Here is a 16267-nt window from a genome sequence, read left to right as displayed (position 1 = left end):
GAAATGTCTCGAGCTGGAAATCATTCTAGGCCTTGCATTGGTATTGATAAATATGCTTTTCCTAAGCACATATGTTAGTTAAACTAAACAAATGAAGATCGAACCCTCTCTGCTTTTCTCGCTCACCTGGTTCGCCCACATTGCCCGTCATCGCAGCTTCACCAAAGCTGCTGCGGAAATGGGCGTAACCCGTGCAGCCCTTTCCCAGCAACTGAAGTCGCTGGAGCAACAATTGAATGTGCGGTTGCTTAATCGCACGACCCGAGACATGTCGCTGACAGAGGAAGGGAGACGCCTGCTGGATGTGTTGCAGCCGGCACTTTCAGCGGTGGACCGCGCTGTATCGAATTTGGGTGAGGCGCATGATCAACCTTCGGGGTTGATTCGCTTGAATTCCTCGCGCGTGGCCGCGAGGCTTTTGATTGAACCGCACATGGGTGAATTTTTAGCGCGGTATCCAAAGCTGCGCATGGAATTGGTGATGAACGACGGATTGTCCAACATTGTTGCGGAAGGTATGGATGCCGGAATTCGCTTGGGTGAAAGTTTGAATGAACACACTGTGGCTGTACCCATCACGCCACCCCTGGAAATGGCCATCGTAGGCTCGCCCAAATACTTTGAAAAATACGGTGTACCAGACTCACCAGCCGATTTACACAAACACAATTGTTTGGCTTATCGCTTTACCTCCAGCGGTAACATCGACCACTGGTCATTTACCGCGCCAGGTGCCAATGGACACACTGTTGTCTACGAACCAAACGGTAACGCTGTATTCAACGATGACGAAAGTATGTTGCTCGCAGCACTTCAGGATGTGGGTATGGTGCAGCACATCAACCTGTGTGTTCGTTATTACCTCGCTGCTGGCTCGCTTGTCCGCGTGCTTGATCCTTGGTGTCTCCCATTTCCCGGTTTTTACCTTTACGTACCATCGCGTTCACAAATGCCGGCGAAGCTTCGGGTACTGATTGATTTTTTGATCGAGAAGCGCGAGCAATTGGCGAAAGAGTCTAAGTTGCTGTTTGCAAACCCAGCCAGGTTGAAACCTCGTGAGGGGCACAATACCCCGAGTGCTGTTGGGCGCAGGGGTAAACCGAAATAAGAGTATTGAGAGACGAGTCAAACCCGGAAGCGAATATCAACCTTTCTTGAAACCATCCAAACCAAAGTCACCAAATGGTTCGTCTCGTTGACGCACGGCCTGCATGAACCCTTGGGCCATCGAGTCTTGCTGAAACTGATAGCCCTCTTCGGTGTGGCGGGTAATGCCATCAAACACCGTGCCCAGAATTTGCGTTGTGTGCAGGCCTTGCTGCATCACTGACTGGTTCAACAGCAATTTCATCATGATGAGTTGGTTCACCGGCATCAAAGCGATCCGTTGTACCAGCGCTTCAAAGCGTGCGTCTAGTTCGGCTGGGGGTGCAGACTCTATCGCCAAACCCCATTCTTGTGCCTGTTTGCCAGTCAGGCAATCGCCAGTGAACAACAGGCGCTTGGCTTTTTCCAGCCCAATGCGGTGAAACCAAATTGACGTGGTGGGGCAGCCCCACACGCGCGCGGGTGGGTAACCAATTTTCGCATCTTCGGCAATTACTAACAGGTCTGAACACAGCGCCATGTCGGTACCGCCGGCCACACAATAACCGTGCACTTTGCACACGACAGGTTTCTCGCTGTGAAATAGGCTCATGAAGCCTTTCACGTTGCGGCTCATCATGGCGTAGTCAAGCATGGGGTCCCAGGTTTGGGCCGGGTTGTGGTTTTGCATTTGCACTATGGGGTCGAGTGTCGAACCCTTGGGTCGCGAGGCATTTAACTGCCCCAAATTGCCTTCGGCCTGCGCACTTTCAACCAAATCGTAGCCGCCACAAAAACCGCTGCCATTTCCACTCAAGGCAATCACATGCACGTTGGGGTCAATGTTGGCCTTTTCCACACACAGTGCCAGTTCCTGCGGCATGTCCATCGTGATGCCGTTTCCACGGGATGGGCGATTCAAAGTGATTCGGGCCACTCGGCCTGTGACTTCGTAGGTCAAGGTGGAAAGTTCTAGCTTGGATACGTGGCTCATGTTTCGACCTTAAGCATTGCTTGTTGAAATTGGGTTTTTTGAAGAAACAATCTTCAACACTTCCAGGTAGCTGGGTGCGGGTTGCACTACACCGCGTTGCAAGAACAGTTTGTGTAGTTTCGGCAGCTTGTACCAAGGCACGGAAGCAAGTGCATGGTGTTCAATGTGGTAGTTCACATTCAAAGGTGCCACCAGGCTTTTGGCCAACCAGCCTGCGCGAGTGGTACGGGTGTTCTCGAACATGTTGTTGGTGCGTTGGGTGGCTGCGTGTTCCGCCAGTGCACGAATGCGAATGAACATGGGGTAAGTGGTCAAATAGGCGATCAGCCAAAGTACATACAGCTCGCCATAACCAAACATCATCAACGCTGCGGCAATTGCCAAATTGGTAATCAGGGTGGGAAAGAAATTGATCACAAAGCGCTTGGCATGAAACCACCGGCTTTGCTTTGGCAACCACTCGTAGTTGCTGGCCACTGTCCACTTCATGTATTCAGCGCACATCACAAACTGGCCAAACATGAATTTCATGCCTGTTATTCCAACCGCATCGCGCAGTAGTTTTCGCGCAAGTGATTTTCGGGTGGTGGGCAAACCGGCAATCAGTGAAATATCCACATCCTCGTCGGTGCCAGTTTTCAGGTGGTGAATGAAGTGATGTTCCCTGTACTTGAACAAATCCAAACCGACAGGCCTGGCGCACAACCAATCGGTGAAGTGATCGTTCAGGGCGCGTGTTGCAAACAAGGTGCGGTGGGTTGCCTCGTGCGTGGCAATGGCCAAGGCAAGTTGGCGGCCCCCGATCACAGTCACACACAACAGCAGCACCAGGGCAGTCAACCAAACTGCTTGTGTAAGCGACCAGGCGGCCAATGCAAAACTGCCGGCAATTACAGCCCAGGTTGATACAATCGCCCAGAATCCGGCCCAATCAGAGCGTGAGGTCAAAGCACGAATTTCGTCTTTGCTTAAAATCTCGTTAATTTTTTTGCGTGTTACTGCGCTGTAATCAGTAATGGCTTCGTTGTTCATTGAATGGCCCGTCAACTGCAAAATATTGATAATCGGATCTTTATAAAAATTACTTAAAAAAGTAATATTAAGCAATCTATGTAATATTACTAATATTGTCAATAAAATATTTTAATGTAATGTAAAGATGTAGATCTCAATACGGTGCGCGATGTCAATGGCTTGGGCGTGTTCAATACACTGTTACAAAAAGAACATGTGTAGATTGCTTCTTCTTAAGCCTGTACCACCCACTTTCTGTACTGCCTTGTCCTGAAAAACGCACCAAGCTGCTGCTGCGCCAACGCAAATACAGGGCTCACCTTTGCATTGGGGTTACGCCCTTGGCTCACCCTGTTCAACTGGTGTTTCACCATGGCCATATAGGCCAGCGAAGCCAGCACTTTGTTGTTCCATGCAATAGGGCGCAACTGGGGCACGCTGGCTTGGCCTTGTTTCCATTCGTCGGGCAAATTGGGGTTCAGCGCCAGTGCGGTGGCAATACCCACCAGGTCAATGCCCTCGGTGGCCAACACTTGTTCAGCCACGGCCTGTCTGCGAATACCACCGGTTACCATAATTGGCACGGTGGCCACGGTGGCAATGTCTTTGGCAAATTCAAGAAAGTAAGCTTCGCGGGCCAGGGTGCGACCGTCGCGTGCGTTGCCTTGCATGGCGGGTGCTTCGTAGCTGCCGCCTGAAAGCTCGATCAAGTCCAGCCCCATGGGGTTGAGCATTTGCACCACGGCTTTGGCGTCGTCTTCGCTAAAGCCACCGCGCTGAAAGTCGGCAGAGTTTATTTTTACAGCCACAGCAAATTGTCGCCCCACCGCTGCGCGAATGCCTTTCACCACGTCGATCAACAGGCGTGCCCGGTTTTCAATCGAGCCACCCCATTGGTCTTTGCGCTTGTTCGATATGGGGGACAAAAACTGGCTGAGCAAATAACCATGCGCAGCGTGAATTTGCACCCCGTTGAAACCAAATTTCTCAGCCAGTATGGCGGCATTGATAAAACGGTTTTTGATGTCTTCAATTTCAGCCGCTGTCAGTTCACGCGGTGGTGTGAACTGTTTGGAAAATTTGCCCAAGTCCATGGCCACCTCAGAAGGTGCCACGGTGGGCTGCCCCAAGTTGGCCGGCATTTGCCGACCAGGGTGGTTAATCTGCATCCACACTTGCGCACCATCTAATTTCGCAGCTTTGGCCCAGCGTTCAAATTGCGCAGCTTGTGAATCGTTTTCCAACACCACGCCGCCCGGGCCTGTCATGGCCCGGCGATCAATCATCACGTTGCCGGTGATCATCAAGCCCACACCGCCCGCAGCCCAGGCGCCGTAAAGGCGAATCAATTGCTCGGAAGGAGCTTGGTCGGCATTGGCCAGGTTTTCTTCCATGGCGGCTTTGGCCAGGCGGTTGGGAAGCTGGGTGCCGTTGGGCAGCGTGAAGGCGGTGAACAGGCTCATGTGGTTTTCCAAGGTTGCAATGGATGAAACAATAAGCTTAAAGTTAACCTGAAGGTCAATAGAGGCAATACACCATTATGAAAATTGGCGAGTTGGCCAAGCGCAGCGGTCTGTCTGCGGCCACCATTCGGTTTTACGAATCCAAAGGTTTAATTACCGCAGTAAGCCGGAAAGCGAATGGTTACCGCGAGTACCCGCTGGAAGCCGTGGCCGTGTTGGCCATTATTGCCAACGCGCAACAAACCGGTTTTACGCTGGAAGAAATACGGCAGGTGATGCCCGGCAATTTAAGCAACTGGAAGCACGAAGAACTGGTGGGCATGTTGAAGAAAAAAGTGGCCGACATGGAGGCCATGGAATTGAAGCTGGCACAGAGCAAATTGCAGTTGCAAAACATGATCAAGCTGATCGAGGGCAAGCCTGAGGATATGGATTGTGATGACAATGCCAACCGCATTTTGAAGGAAATGGGGCTTTTGAAGGCGGGTTAGTTGTGAGCGGTCGGTGTACCGCTTTATTGATGCAAACCCAACTTGGCTATTGCCGCCAATGTTCCAATAGCAATGCACACTGAGAATAGATAGCCCAGTACCACATAAACAAACAAACGGCTTGCAACATTGAACCACAATGGGACTTGCTTGTGCATATCACCGAAGCCACGCACCCTTCTAAAAATGGGTATCGAGATTGCCAGCGAAAACAGCAGTGTGCGTATCCAGCTTGACGGGAAGTATCGATAGGCTGCGGACTCGAACTCGCTGAAATGAGGCGGGCGCACATATTTATCGATCACTGACTGGGGGGGAAACCAAGTCAGTAACGTTAAACTCAATGGCAACAGAACCGGGATAATCACAATGCTGAACCCGATGATCCACATGGTAATTTCGATCATCTGCATAGCTGATCTATCCCAGTTGCACTGAGCAAATCCATTTTGTTTCCAAATTGGTCATATAGAAACTGACCACTGGTTTTTCCTGCCTCTTGTGCAAAGTAGCCACCTGCTGCAGATGCAATCAAAGCGACCCCCCAGCCGACGGGGCCGCTAACAACCAGCGCGCCAACGGCAAGACCTGCCAGAATTCCGCCTGCCGAGCCGACAATAAGGCCCATTCCGTCTACCCAAAGTATTTCATTCTTTTTCTGCTTATCACTGGCTGAAGCAATCTTCCCGCACGCCCCTGCCACTTCAAATCCGGTAAGCAAGACACCGCCAGTTTTCGCAAATTTGCTCAGTTTCGCCATCCGCTCGGCATGCTTGACGAACACTGGAGATGGGTTTACACCAACCGCGCGGTTTTGATACAGCACATTGAATGAATTCTGTCCACCGTGCATGTGGCGCCCCATCCATCCTAATTTCTTCAGGTAATTGTTCAATATGTCCTGCTGGCGCAACTGGTACTGACGAGTACTCAACTTACCCGCCAAACGTTCATTGTTCAATTGCTGCAACTGTCCAATTACACTTCGGTTTTGCGGTCCACTCAAGTAACCCAGAACCCCCAAGCCCAAACCTGCAAAGTCGGTGACATGCTGAGTGTCGTTGCTTATCCTGGCCAGAAATTCATACATTCCTCGCTCGGCTGGGTCTGCGGGTACAAAGTTGCGAGCAGTATCTATCAGCGCAAACTCACCCCCAGCATTCACCACTTGGCGAATGCGTGCTTTTACAACATTGGGGTTCATGCAAAAAATGGTTTCGGGGTCGTGTGAAATAAAATCAAGCGTGCGCGGGGCGTGGCTACCCAGTGCCATTCGTGGGTTTTTCACGGTGGGGTTTAGTGCAATCAAGTATTCCAGCAAAGTTGAGAAAATCGGTTCTTGCCCCGGCAAAATTCCATAGCTGTGCGTGATCACGTCGTACAAGGAATGTTGAGGCTGTGGAATATAAAACGCGGGCTTGGTGAGTGACAGTTTTCCGAAGCTGGAATTGAACATCTGTAAAGAGGAGAGTTGCCAGATTGGGCATTCAAGCTTTTATGGGAAACGCTGTCAAAAAATGCAGATTTGAGTCGCTAAAAGTAGGTAGGTATGAAAGGTCGATTAATTTGGCGAAAGCCACCGTTTCTTGGAATGACATCGCCAGCTTCTGGGTTACTGGCAATACAGTTGATGAATTCAATTCGACTAAAAAGGTGGTTGGAAGGTTATCGAATATTTCGATAGCCATGGCTTCCACTCTTTTCCTTGTAGGGTTAATTTGACGTGCATGATTTCTCCGGATCAGGAGATTATCAATCGCTAAAATATCCCCGTATGGCTATTTTATGTAAGTAAAAATATCCCTATGGGGATATTAATAAGTTTTCTTTTTCTCCCTGTAGGGATACACTGTAGGCTTATTTCTCGCCCTGCAGGGATAAATTCATGGACAAGTCCTACCGCTGGCTACAATTGCGCCAAGCCGATAAGCAATTAAAACCTTTACTTAGGAAGACCTTCCCGCCGCGGCCGTCCTGCGGCTGGATACAGGCCATTCGGGAAGCCCTTGGCATGACTGCCGTATCACTCGCTCAGCGCCTGCATGTGAGGAACTCCACGGTGCACAAGCTCGAGAAAAGTGAGGCCGACGACAGCATCTCGCTAGCCTCTCTGCGAAAGGTTGCCGCTGCGCTCGACTGCGAGCTGCACTATGTCTTCGTGCCGAAAATGCCCCTAGAGGCCAAGCTGAAGGAGCAAGCCAAAACCGTGGCTAGAAGGCACATGCAACCTGTGGCGCATACCATGTCGCTCGAGGATCAAGCCGTTGGCAACAAAGCGCAGCAGGCTCAATTGGAGCTGATGGCAAAAGAGCTGCTCGATGGCAACTGGCGCGCGTTGTGGTGATGTAGTCAAGCAGTACATTCTGAATGATGTGTTCCTGCGCAAGCTGCACAAGCAGATGTTCGGCCATACATGGACATGGGCTGGCACGTACCGCAAGAGCGACAAGAATTTCGGCTGCGATTGGCGCCAGGTTTCTATGCGCGTCCGGAACTTACTGGAGAACATCAAGTATCAGATCGAACACAATGCCATGCCCCCGGATGAGCTGTCAGCACGATTTCACCACCAGCTTGTGCTTATCCACCCGTTTCCAAACGGCAATGGGAGGTGCTGTCGTTTGATCGCCGATCTTCTACTCCAGAAAATGGGTTTGGAACCTTTTACATGGGGCAGCGGTGGACATGCTTCCCTTGTGAGCCAGAGCGAAATGCGGGCCGAATATCTGGCTGCCCTACGAGCTGCCGACCATGGCGACATCTCGCCACTTCTTGCCTTCGCACGCAAATAGCCCAATTCTTGTAATGGCGGCGCTACGTTAAATGTGGTTGGGTAAGTCGTCTAAAGAGGCGTTTATCTTTGTATCGTTGACTGAATTCACAGCAGACTGAATAAGCGCTCAGGCCGAAATTCGGCCGAAGTGGACTTTCGACAAAAATGCATGCAGTGACTGGTTTGTACATGTTTCCGGACATTACCTGAGCTGGCAGTACTTCTTTAACGCGAAAATCGAACAGCCTTAAAGATCCATCTGTTTTTTCATTGCTTGGCAAAGCTAGATGCGAATTGGCAGAGATACCTGTGGTTGGATTGGAACTAACGTTTTCGCATAAGCGCGCAGAATCTCGTTATAGAGGTCTACATGCTTGGGAGCTTCTACAGTGATGATCAATGCATAACGGATCTTTTCGGCACCAGTGGCTCGACCGCCAGCTTCGCGCGCATTGTAATGTATGTCGAACACCGGATTTTTAAGACTGCTGCCACGCATGTTTTTTGCGCTGTGCAAGACTGTTTCCCATTTACCACTGTCAGAACGCCGTTCTTCCTCGGTCGCGTATTTCTTCATGTCGAAGAAGCTCTTGGTGTCGGCGTTAGCCTTACCTTTCTTGATCTTCTGGTCGCTAGGACGGAATACTACTTCGAGGCCGGCACGAGTGTACGCGGCTGCGTCTTGCGGATCTGTCGGTGAGGCGTAGCAGAAGGTCGCTTTAAGGCGGATGCTGCCGTTAAGGCCACCTTCTGGCAGTGGCAATGAGGCCCTTAAATATTTACCAGGCTTCAACTCGCCTTGATAGACAATACGTGCCACACCTTCCGGACAGGTGATGATGCTCATCAGATCCTCTGGCACCTTACCCCAGCCTACTTCAAGTTTATCGTGTCTCGCGGTTTCTGCTGAGTGAACCAGTAGAGCCTTGATCGCTAGTGGAGACAGTTCCGCACCTAGGATAGACCGAATGCCGACGGCACTGCGCAACAGATACGGGGAAGCAAAACTGGTACCCAACTGTGGCGAAAGAGCTGCTCCCTTACCTGGCGACAGTACATGAAAATAGTTTCCAGCATTGCCGCCGAAGGCCATCAGGTCGGGTTTGACGACGCCCGGGCTGCGACCAGGACCTATCGCGCTGTAGGGTGCACGTGCCCAGCTCTCTCCCGAGTTGTTTGCTGCACCTACTGCCAGCGCATTAACGCAGTCCGAAGGTACCTGTATGCGTGCATTACCAGAAGCGCGGTCCAACTGACCGTTGTTGCCGATGGCCACGGTCATCAAGGTTTCGCCGTCGCTCAGCAGATCGTCAATGACTGATGTCCATGCGTGTACATCAGTATCCTCGATCGGCAAGTCTGGACCAAGGCTAAGGTTTATAAACTGGTATTGCCGTGAGAGCAAGACTTGTTCGACGAAACCTAGGGTCCGATACAACTCCAAGGGATCTTCGGTGTCGACGTCCTTGTCCAGCACGCGCAAGTGGTCAACGTAGGCAAATGGACGGGCAGCAGTCCCGTTTGGTTGGATCGGGCCAAACAGGAATGCGGAGCTGACGGCCAGACCATGTTCCAAACCTGCCGGATCGTCCTGCGCATCTTCATCGAGAACGCGATACGAGCGTAGCCATGGACCGATTACGTGCTGTTTAGGCAAACCACCATCAAGGATAGCAACCTTGGGTTCCGACGAAAGCGGCTGCTCGAACGGCAGGTTACAACCGATTGCCACCTCGCCGGCGCGTTGCACGGGTCGCATACCTCGCAGCTTGGGAACCGGGCGTATGACTCGCACGAACACGAATTCGGCAAGCCGTTCAATGTGCTCATACTTACCTTCGACTGGCACGAACCACAGATTGCCTGCCCTAAAACCAAGGTCGCTGTGGACATTGACACCAACTTCCTTAGAGTATTTTATGAAAGACTGCTGGACGAATAAGTGGCTTTCATCAGGCAGCAAATGGATGCCCACCTCGAAGAATCGATCATTAGTGCTGCCATACTTGGCGATGCGCTCATCGGGCTTAAAGACCGAAAATTGCTCGATATGCGCTAGATCTAGCGCTTCATTGGATTCGGGTTCGATTTTCTTGGTCAAGTCGTTGAGTTGGCGAAAAGCTTGACGCTTACCGGCGACGAACAACTCGGTTGTTGTACATTCTTGTGGAGCACCTTTCTTGGTCCAGCCACCAGGCGTCACCTTTACGGTACGACTACCGACAGATTCCAAACCAACGGCGCGCAGTATCGCCACAGGAAAGAACGACCGGGCTATGTAGCTGGGATTCATAGTCAGCCGCGCAACGCCAAAGTCGCCGGGGCATGCACGCGCGGGTAAAGCATCAAGCGCAGTAGCGGTCGCCGAGAACTGAGGCATTAGCCGCTGAGCAGCTTGCTCGAATGTGTACACCTCGGCTTTGCCTGGCATACGTTTCGGCCCTTTAATGTCATGGGTCAACAGCTCACCGCGCCCGATCAGGAAGTTGGTTTGACTCATGCGTTAGCTTTTCTTTTTGAGAGTTTCTTGATCGAGGATGGTGGCTCGCTGGTGTACTTTCGGATGGTGTCGCGACTAACACCAGTGATGTCAGAAATCGTGTGTTGAGATAGACGAGTCTGCTTAGTCAGCAGCACCGCCAGATCAATTCGCTCTTGATGCCCGAGGACGAGCGCGCGCGATTTCACGAATTCTTCGATCAGATCAGCGTCCGAGGCTGTACCCAACGCAACGGCGCGGCGGAATCGTTGAAGATCTCTCTCAATGTCGCTGAATGATTCGCCATTAAAGACAAAAGTCAAAATATCAATCCACCGGCCAAATAGTGCGTAGTCCTGACCTAGAAAGCGCTTTATAGCCTGTTTGACTGCCGGCATTTCTGGCGTCTTGAAATTAATCACTAAATCGAAGCGTCTCCACAACGCAGGATCGATTAGTTCCGCATGATTTGTTGCAGCCAACAACAAACTTGTGGAAGGCCACTCATCGACTTCCTGCAGAATGACGGTTACCAGTCGCTTCAACTCACCAATATCGGTGTCGTCGCTGCGCCGCTTAGCAATTGCATCGATTTCATCCAAGAGCAATACACAAGGGCCACGTTTCGAAAAATCGAGTGCTGCACGCAAGTTGCTTCCGCTACGTCCTAGCAAGCTACTCATCACGGCGGTTAGATCCAGAACATACAGCGGCACCCCCAACTGCGAGGCAAGCCAACGCGCCGTAAGTGTTTTACCCACACCCGGTGGGCCCACAAAAATAGCGGACCGTGTTGGGCTCAGCCCCATTGAGGCTAGCCGCTCCGTTTGACGGCGCTCTTGGATCAGTTGACCCAAGGTTTCCTCAAGGTGAATCGAGAGAAGGGGTTGCTCGTGATCGGGCTCGTCCTTGAAAACTTTCAATAATGACAGTCTCGATTCATCGTCGACTGGTAAAGTTTGCGTCGATAATGCCGGTTGCGGGACTCTGCGCAAAGGAGCGCTTGAGCGAGGCGTCTTTGCGCGCAGATATAAATCCATCTGCTCTGCCATTTCTGGATCAGTGTTGCGATATTTGCGCACGAGCCGAGCCACAAACAGTCGCACATCTTCTGTTTGCTCAGCGAGCGCCAGTCGGATTAGCTGGGCTAAATCTGTTTGAATTTCGTTCATTTCGTCCAAATTATTTTTATGTAATTGATTTAAAAGAACTTTTCATTTGTTTTTTTTGGAATATTGTCATTTTCTCATGTTTTTTCTGTGATGTGAAGGGCGACGTGCAATATCAAGAAGAAGGCATTTGCGGCCAATACCAAATTTAAAGGAAGTACTTTGTGCATCCGGCGTACCGTGGTCGGACTTGCGTTCCTAGTTTGCGCGCTCCGCTCTGGACTTGAAGGCGCGGCACCTCACCCATCAATCAATGGGAACAGTCAGAAATGCCTGCGCAAGCAGACACCGAATACCGTGCCATTGACCGTCTGTTTAGGCCGAAAAGCAGTCGATCCCCTAAATCCGGTCCGCCTCGAATAGCACTCCATACCAAACTAGCCATAGCCTATCCTCACGGGTCAGCAGGTGCCTAATCGTCATCTCCCCTTCACAATCCATACTCAAAACACTCGTCTTCTCTGGCAGCTTTGCATTCGTATCCAGCGAATAAAACTGAAGAAATTCTGAAAGACTTTGTTTATTTGACTCCAGGCGGCTGTAGTCACAAGTTTGGTTCTGAAACTGAATTGTTTTAGCGCTTATGGATAGTTTGTCGCCAATTAGTCCAGCAGTTTCCTCATCGCTGATCCCAACAATGGGTGCGGCAGCTAGTTCTTTATGAATAGCCCATTCACCTTGTATGGCTTGGAGTTCTGAATTATTCGAGCAAGCAGCAAGTGCTATAAAAAGTATGCAAGCAAAATTACGCATGGTGAGGGTCTCGCAGATGTTGTGGTTCAAGGTTTAATTTGAAAAGGAACAATTTCCCGCTTGCGGCGATTCGCAAGTCCGTTCGAGAATTTCTTTTTGCTGGGCTTTCCGTCTTTGCCTTTTTCTGTGATGTAAACAAACCGGTTCATTTCGTTTTCAACTTTTTGGTACTCGCCTTTGTTGGCAAATGCCAGCACATCTTTCGCATTTCCAACACCCACGTTAAATACAAAGCTTGTTAGCGCATCAAATTGCGCTTGGCTTAGTTGCGATCCTCTGACATAAAACCGAACGTACTTTTGGGCTTCCTCTAGGCGATCATGAAATGTGGCATTCAACTTGGCCAGGTCGTATTTGGTCTTCATTTGCTGTTCTGTGCATGGGCTGTAACTGAGAAGAATCCCCACCCCCACGGTGCAATTGCCTGCAATGTCGTTGTAGGGAATTGCGGAGAAGCCTTCGTCCTTTGAAATATGTCAATCCCTGATTTGGAAATGACCATTGTTGAGTTCAGTGGTTTTTGTAGGGCTACGTTGGACATGAGATTGCCTCAGGGGAAGAGTTTTTCAATTTCACGAGTCTAGGGGCTGTTCTCACGTCCATCAAACTTGTACCCTGTTCAGGGTAACTACCGCGCAGATTGACAACGTCAAAGCAGCCAATAAACCAAGTACCAAACCCAAAACAATCAAACCTACCAACCAGCGCAGTTCGAAAAAGCTCACCAACTAATTATTTGAATAACAGTTAATTGTAATTTAACTGAATATCAGATAAATTAAATTTATTTGTAATTCAGGTATTTTGCGATGCAAAATCAAAAGCACATTCTCAACACCAATGGCCAGCTTGGGCAAATTTTGCAGGCCTCCCGCAAAGCAAACAAATGGTCGCAAGCCGGGCTGGCAAAAAAGCTGTGGCTAAGTCAATCGCGCGTGTCTCATCTTGAATTACACCCCGAGGAGCTTAGCTTGGCCCAGTTGATGAATTGGTGCGCTGTGCTGGGGCTTGAGTTGTCAATTGGAATGCGTGAAGTTCGGCCAAGTCAATCATCAAAAACGGATTGGTAGTATGGGCCGTAAATCGCACAGTCAAAGTTTATCCATTTGGTCCAACGGCCAGCGTGTGGGCCTTTGGACCATACCTGCACGCGGCGACATGCAGCTTCAGTATGACCCTGCCTGGCAGGTCTCTGAACTTGGGCGACCCTTGTCCTTGTCGTTGCCGTTCAACCTCCAGAACCAGCCGATCAAAGGCGACAAGGTTTTAAATTACTTTGATAATTTATTGCCCGATAGTGAAGCAATTCGAAAACGGGTTGCTGAACGATTCAAAACCGGATCAACGGATACTTTTGATTTGCTGAAGGCGATTGGTCGCGATTGCGTGGGGGCTGTTCAACTGCTGGGTGAGCATGAGGAGCGCGAGAACATTGAGACCGTGCAAGGCAAGCCGGTGACGAAGAAAGACATTGAACGTCTTTTGATTGACACGGTATCGCCTGGCGGCTTTGGCAAAAACGTCAATGCGCATGCAGACTTGCGTATTTCGATCGCCGGTGCCCAAGAGAAAACCGCCTTGTTGCGTTGGAAGGGCAAGTGGTGCGTGCCGCAAGGATCAACCCCCACCACGCACATACTTAAATTGCCATTGGGCTTGGTGGGGGGGCGGCGGGCTGATTTCACTACCTCGGTAGACAATGAATGGCTTTGCATGACCTTATTGAAGGCCTATGGTTTGCCTGTTGCAAATGTGGCGATAGAAACATTCGGTGCCCAGCGTGTTTTATCCGTGGAGCGATTTGATCGAAAAGTTGCACCGAATGGTGACTGGATCATGCGCCTGCCCCAAGAGGACTTTTGCCAAGTGACCGGTGTTCCTCCAATGCTTAAATACGAAAGTGATGGCGGCCCTGGATTAAAAGTATTGTTCGATACCCTTCGGCGATCCGAGAACTCGGCGGCCGATCTTCGCACCTTGATGGCCAGCCAGGTGTTGTTCTGGATGCTGTGTGCACCCGATGGGCACGCAAAGAATTTCAGTATTCAATTGTTGCCACGTGGGCGATTCCGCTTCGCCCCGCTTTACGATGTCATGTCTGCTTACCCGGTGTTGGGCAAAGGTCCGAATCAGTGGTCGCCGCAGCAGGTCAGGTTATCCATGGCATTGCTTGGAAAAAATCGCCGTTACACCATGCATTCAATTGCTCGGCGGCACTTTAATAGCACAGCGCAACAATTGGGCTTTGAGGAGAATATGGAGTCTTTGATTGAAGATGTGCTGGCACGTACACCCTCCGTTATAGAGCAGGTTAAACGGCAGCTGCCCGATGGCTTTTCCAGGCATGTGGCAAATACTGTGTTGGGTGGTCTGGAGCAAGCTGCACAAAAACTAAAGGCCATGTCTTGACCATGAAAACCCTGCTCATCATTTACCACTCCATCACAGGCGGCTCCAAATCCATGGCCCAGGCTGTGGCTGAAGGTGCTGCGACTGAAGCAGAAACAAGCGCCCTGCTTCTTCACGCCAGTGAAGCGAATGCAGATCATGTTTTACAAGCAGATGGCTATGTGTTCATCGCGCCTGAAACTTTGGGCAGCGTGGCAGGGTTGATGAAGGACTTTTTCGACCGAACTTATTATGCGGCGCTGGACCAAATCAATGGTCGCCCTTACACTGCGCTTGTGTGCGCGGGCAGCGATGGCCAAGGCGCAGTGAAGCAAATTCAGCGCATTGCCACGGGTTGGCGTTTAACTGAAATGGCACCGTCGGCAATTGTGTGCACGCATGCGCAAACGAAAGATGAAATTCTTGCGCCCAAAACCATTAACCCTGCTGATTTGCAACGTTGCCGCGATTTGGGCGCGGCCTTTGCAAGTGGCCTGGCGATGGGACTCTTCTAAAGTCTAGTTTCTCCACGCCGGAATCCGCACATCCTTCCACACGGCAAATGCTCGCAAGCCCAAAGTAACCAGCACGCAGCCAAGCAGGTTTACATAAGCAGGGTTGCCCAGTTCACGCAGGCCAATGTAAGCCCAACCGCCGAAGAAGGCGCAAATGGCGTAGGGGCGGTGGTCTTTAAAGGCTTGCGGAATTTCATTGCACACAATGTCGCGCAGCACACCGCCGAACACACCGGTGATTACACCCATGAACACGGCCACCAAACTGGGCATGCCCGCTTGAATGGATGCAAATACACCCGCTGCGGTAAACAGGCCAAGCCCCAAAGTGTCGGGCCATAGAATGGCTTTTTCCGTGAACCTGAAATGCCGTTGCCGCATAAACAGCATGGCGATGATGCACAACACGAACACGGCCCACAGCAATTCAATGTACTTCACCCAGAAAAAGGGCCGTACATCGAGCAGTAAATCGCGCAGCGTACCGCCGCCAAATGCGGCCAGAAACGCCACCACACACACGCCCACGGCATCGAGCCGTTTGCGCGCACCTTCCAGAATGCCGCTGAGCGCAAAAGCCAGTGTGGCCACCACTTCAATGCCCAATTGAATGTTCTGGCTGAATTCGCCGGGGTTAAGGGTCGCCATATTACTGCACCGCCGCGCGATCAACGATCACGTAATGTTTGCGCACAGGCTCAAGTACTTCAAACACGCCAGTGAATTCAGCAGGTATTACACCGGCATCGCCCGGGCCAAACTGTTCGGCCTGCCCGGCTGCATTGGTAATCTGAATGCGCCCTTCAATCACATGAAAAAACTCGTCTTTGCCCGGCGCAAATGCGATACGCCACGCGCCTGTCTCGCAAGCCCACAGGCCCGCACTGACACCGTTTTTTTCATAATGATTCCTGGTGGTGCGCAAGGGGTTGCCCTTTTCAAGCCGGTCGGGCCGGGGGCGATCAAATTCTTCTGGTGTAAGTGCTTTGGAAAATACGGTCAGTTTCTGGATCATGTTTTTTTCAATGACAGGTTTTTGCCCATTGTATTACCAGCTGCTTATGCAAGCCCACATTTTCCACCCGGTGTAGAATCTAGCCACGTTCCGCCCGAGGTCTTATCGTGTCTACAGCTTTCCGTGT

General features: G+C 50.9%; 19 protein-coding genes. 8 read left to right on the top strand and 11 right to left on the bottom strand.

From position 1 onward, the window contains the following. Window positions 1–91: 91 nt before the first annotated feature. Window positions 92–1108, top strand: coding sequence for a LysR family transcriptional regulator (locus tag P0D43_RS02840; RefSeq protein ID WP_394673185.1), 1017 nt, complete (start codon window positions 92–94; stop codon window positions 1106–1108). A 36-nt stretch (window positions 1109–1144) separates the two neighbouring features. Here P0D43_RS02840 and P0D43_RS02835 read toward each other — a convergent pair whose 3' ends face one another. The 3 genes from P0D43_RS02835 to P0D43_RS02825 all read right to left on the bottom strand — a co-directional run bounded on the left by P0D43_RS02835 (window position 1145) and on the right by P0D43_RS02825 (window position 4557). Next, window positions 1145–2080, bottom strand: a complete 936-nt coding sequence (locus tag P0D43_RS02835; protein WP_394673184.1) for a crotonase/enoyl-CoA hydratase family protein — start codon at window positions 2078–2080, stop codon at window positions 1145–1147. Between the two features lie 9 nt (window positions 2081–2089). After that, window positions 2090–3112, bottom strand: coding sequence for a fatty acid desaturase family protein (locus tag P0D43_RS02830; RefSeq protein ID WP_394673183.1), 1023 nt, complete (start codon window positions 3110–3112; stop codon window positions 2090–2092). A 215-nt stretch (window positions 3113–3327) separates the two neighbouring features. Then, the gene (locus P0D43_RS02825) at window positions 3328–4557 is read right to left on the bottom strand and encodes an NADH:flavin oxidoreductase/NADH oxidase family protein (RefSeq protein WP_394673182.1); all 1230 of its coding nucleotides are present in this window, start codon (window positions 4555–4557) and stop codon (window positions 3328–3330) included. Window positions 4558–4634: 77 nt separating this feature from the next. On the opposite strand from P0D43_RS02825, the gene P0D43_RS02820 reads away from it, so the two are divergent. Then, window positions 4635–5048: a MerR family transcriptional regulator gene (locus P0D43_RS02820; RefSeq protein WP_394673181.1), complete on the top strand. Its 414-nt coding sequence runs from the start codon at window positions 4635–4637 to the stop codon at window positions 5046–5048. Window positions 5049–5071: 23 nt separating this feature from the next. Here P0D43_RS02820 and P0D43_RS02815 read toward each other — a convergent pair whose 3' ends face one another. After that, on the bottom strand, window positions 5072–5461 hold the full coding sequence (locus P0D43_RS02815; RefSeq protein WP_394673180.1) for a hypothetical protein: 390 nt from the start codon (window positions 5459–5461) through the stop codon (window positions 5072–5074). Continuing rightward, the gene (locus P0D43_RS02810) at window positions 5452–6504 is read right to left on the bottom strand and encodes a hypothetical protein (RefSeq protein ID WP_394673179.1); all 1053 of its coding nucleotides are present in this window, start codon (window positions 6502–6504) and stop codon (window positions 5452–5454) included. Before P0D43_RS02810 ends, P0D43_RS02815 begins: the two co-directional genes overlap by 10 nt. A 23-nt stretch (window positions 6505–6527) precedes the next feature. Between P0D43_RS02810 and P0D43_RS02805 the strand changes: the two genes are divergently transcribed. From P0D43_RS02805 to P0D43_RS02795, 3 genes are all read left to right on the top strand, one after another. Then, complete coding sequence (locus tag P0D43_RS02805) at window positions 6528–6770, top strand: hypothetical protein (RefSeq protein ID WP_394673178.1); 243 nt, start codon at window positions 6528–6530, stop codon at window positions 6768–6770. 163 nt (window positions 6771–6933) lie between these two features. Continuing rightward, a complete protein-coding gene (locus P0D43_RS02800) occupies window positions 6934–7392 on the top strand; it encodes a mobile mystery protein A (protein ID WP_394673177.1) in 459 nt (152 codons plus the stop codon). Beyond that, entirely contained in the window at window positions 7367–7840 is a 474-nt protein-coding gene (locus P0D43_RS02795; protein ID WP_394673176.1) for a mobile mystery protein B, read from the top strand. The genes P0D43_RS02800 and P0D43_RS02795 overlap by 26 nt, the downstream gene beginning before the upstream one ends. A gap of 264 nt (window positions 7841–8104) precedes the next feature. Here P0D43_RS02795 and P0D43_RS02790 read toward each other — a convergent pair whose 3' ends face one another. From P0D43_RS02790 to P0D43_RS02775, 4 genes are all read right to left on the bottom strand, one after another. Beyond that, entirely contained in the window at window positions 8105–10321 is a 2217-nt protein-coding gene (locus P0D43_RS02790; RefSeq protein ID WP_394673175.1) for a S8 family peptidase, read from the bottom strand. Then, window positions 10318–11472, bottom strand: coding sequence for an AAA family ATPase (locus P0D43_RS02785; RefSeq protein WP_394673174.1), 1155 nt, complete (start codon window positions 11470–11472; stop codon window positions 10318–10320). Before P0D43_RS02785 ends, P0D43_RS02790 begins: the two co-directional genes overlap by 4 nt. A gap of 336 nt (window positions 11473–11808) precedes the next feature. After that, window positions 11809–12252, bottom strand: a complete 444-nt coding sequence (locus P0D43_RS02780) for a hypothetical protein (protein WP_394673173.1) — start codon at window positions 12250–12252, stop codon at window positions 11809–11811. Further along, window positions 12249–12695 (bottom strand): lysozyme, encoded by a 447-nt coding sequence (locus P0D43_RS02775; RefSeq protein WP_394673694.1) that lies wholly within the window; start codon window positions 12693–12695, stop codon window positions 12249–12251. Before P0D43_RS02775 ends, P0D43_RS02780 begins: the two co-directional genes overlap by 4 nt. A 336-nt stretch (window positions 12696–13031) precedes the next feature. Here P0D43_RS02775 and P0D43_RS02770 point away from each other — a divergent pair, with 336 nt between their 5' ends. Genes P0D43_RS02770 through P0D43_RS02760 form a run of 3 tightly spaced genes read left to right on the top strand, consistent with a single transcriptional unit; the run spans window position 13032 to window position 15125 of the window. Then, window positions 13032–13292: an XRE family transcriptional regulator gene (locus P0D43_RS02770; RefSeq protein ID WP_394673172.1), complete on the top strand. Its 261-nt coding sequence runs from the start codon at window positions 13032–13034 to the stop codon at window positions 13290–13292. Between the two features lies 1 nt (window position 13293). Continuing rightward, a complete protein-coding gene (locus P0D43_RS02765) occupies window positions 13294–14631 on the top strand; it encodes a type II toxin-antitoxin system HipA family toxin (protein WP_394673171.1) in 1338 nt (445 codons plus the stop codon). A gap of 2 nt (window positions 14632–14633) precedes the next feature. Next, a complete protein-coding gene (locus tag P0D43_RS02760; protein ID WP_394673170.1) occupies window positions 14634–15125 on the top strand; it encodes a flavodoxin family protein in 492 nt (163 codons plus the stop codon). A gap of 3 nt (window positions 15126–15128) precedes the next feature. Here the strand turns inward: P0D43_RS02760 and P0D43_RS02755 are convergent, their stop codons facing one another. Continuing rightward, a complete protein-coding gene (locus P0D43_RS02755; protein ID WP_394673169.1) occupies window positions 15129–15773 on the bottom strand; it encodes a trimeric intracellular cation channel family protein in 645 nt (214 codons plus the stop codon). Window position 15774: 1 nt separating this feature from the next. Beyond that, on the bottom strand, window positions 15775–16140 hold the full coding sequence (locus P0D43_RS02750) for a cupin domain-containing protein (RefSeq protein ID WP_341237612.1): 366 nt from the start codon (window positions 16138–16140) through the stop codon (window positions 15775–15777). Window positions 16141–16267: the final 127 nt, after the last annotated feature.

This window comes from Limnobacter sp. (assembly GCF_043511195.1).
In the GTDB taxonomy this organism is placed as follows: domain Bacteria; phylum Pseudomonadota; class Gammaproteobacteria; order Burkholderiales; family Burkholderiaceae_B; genus Limnobacter.
This window is presented reverse-complemented; position numbering and strand designations above follow the sequence as displayed.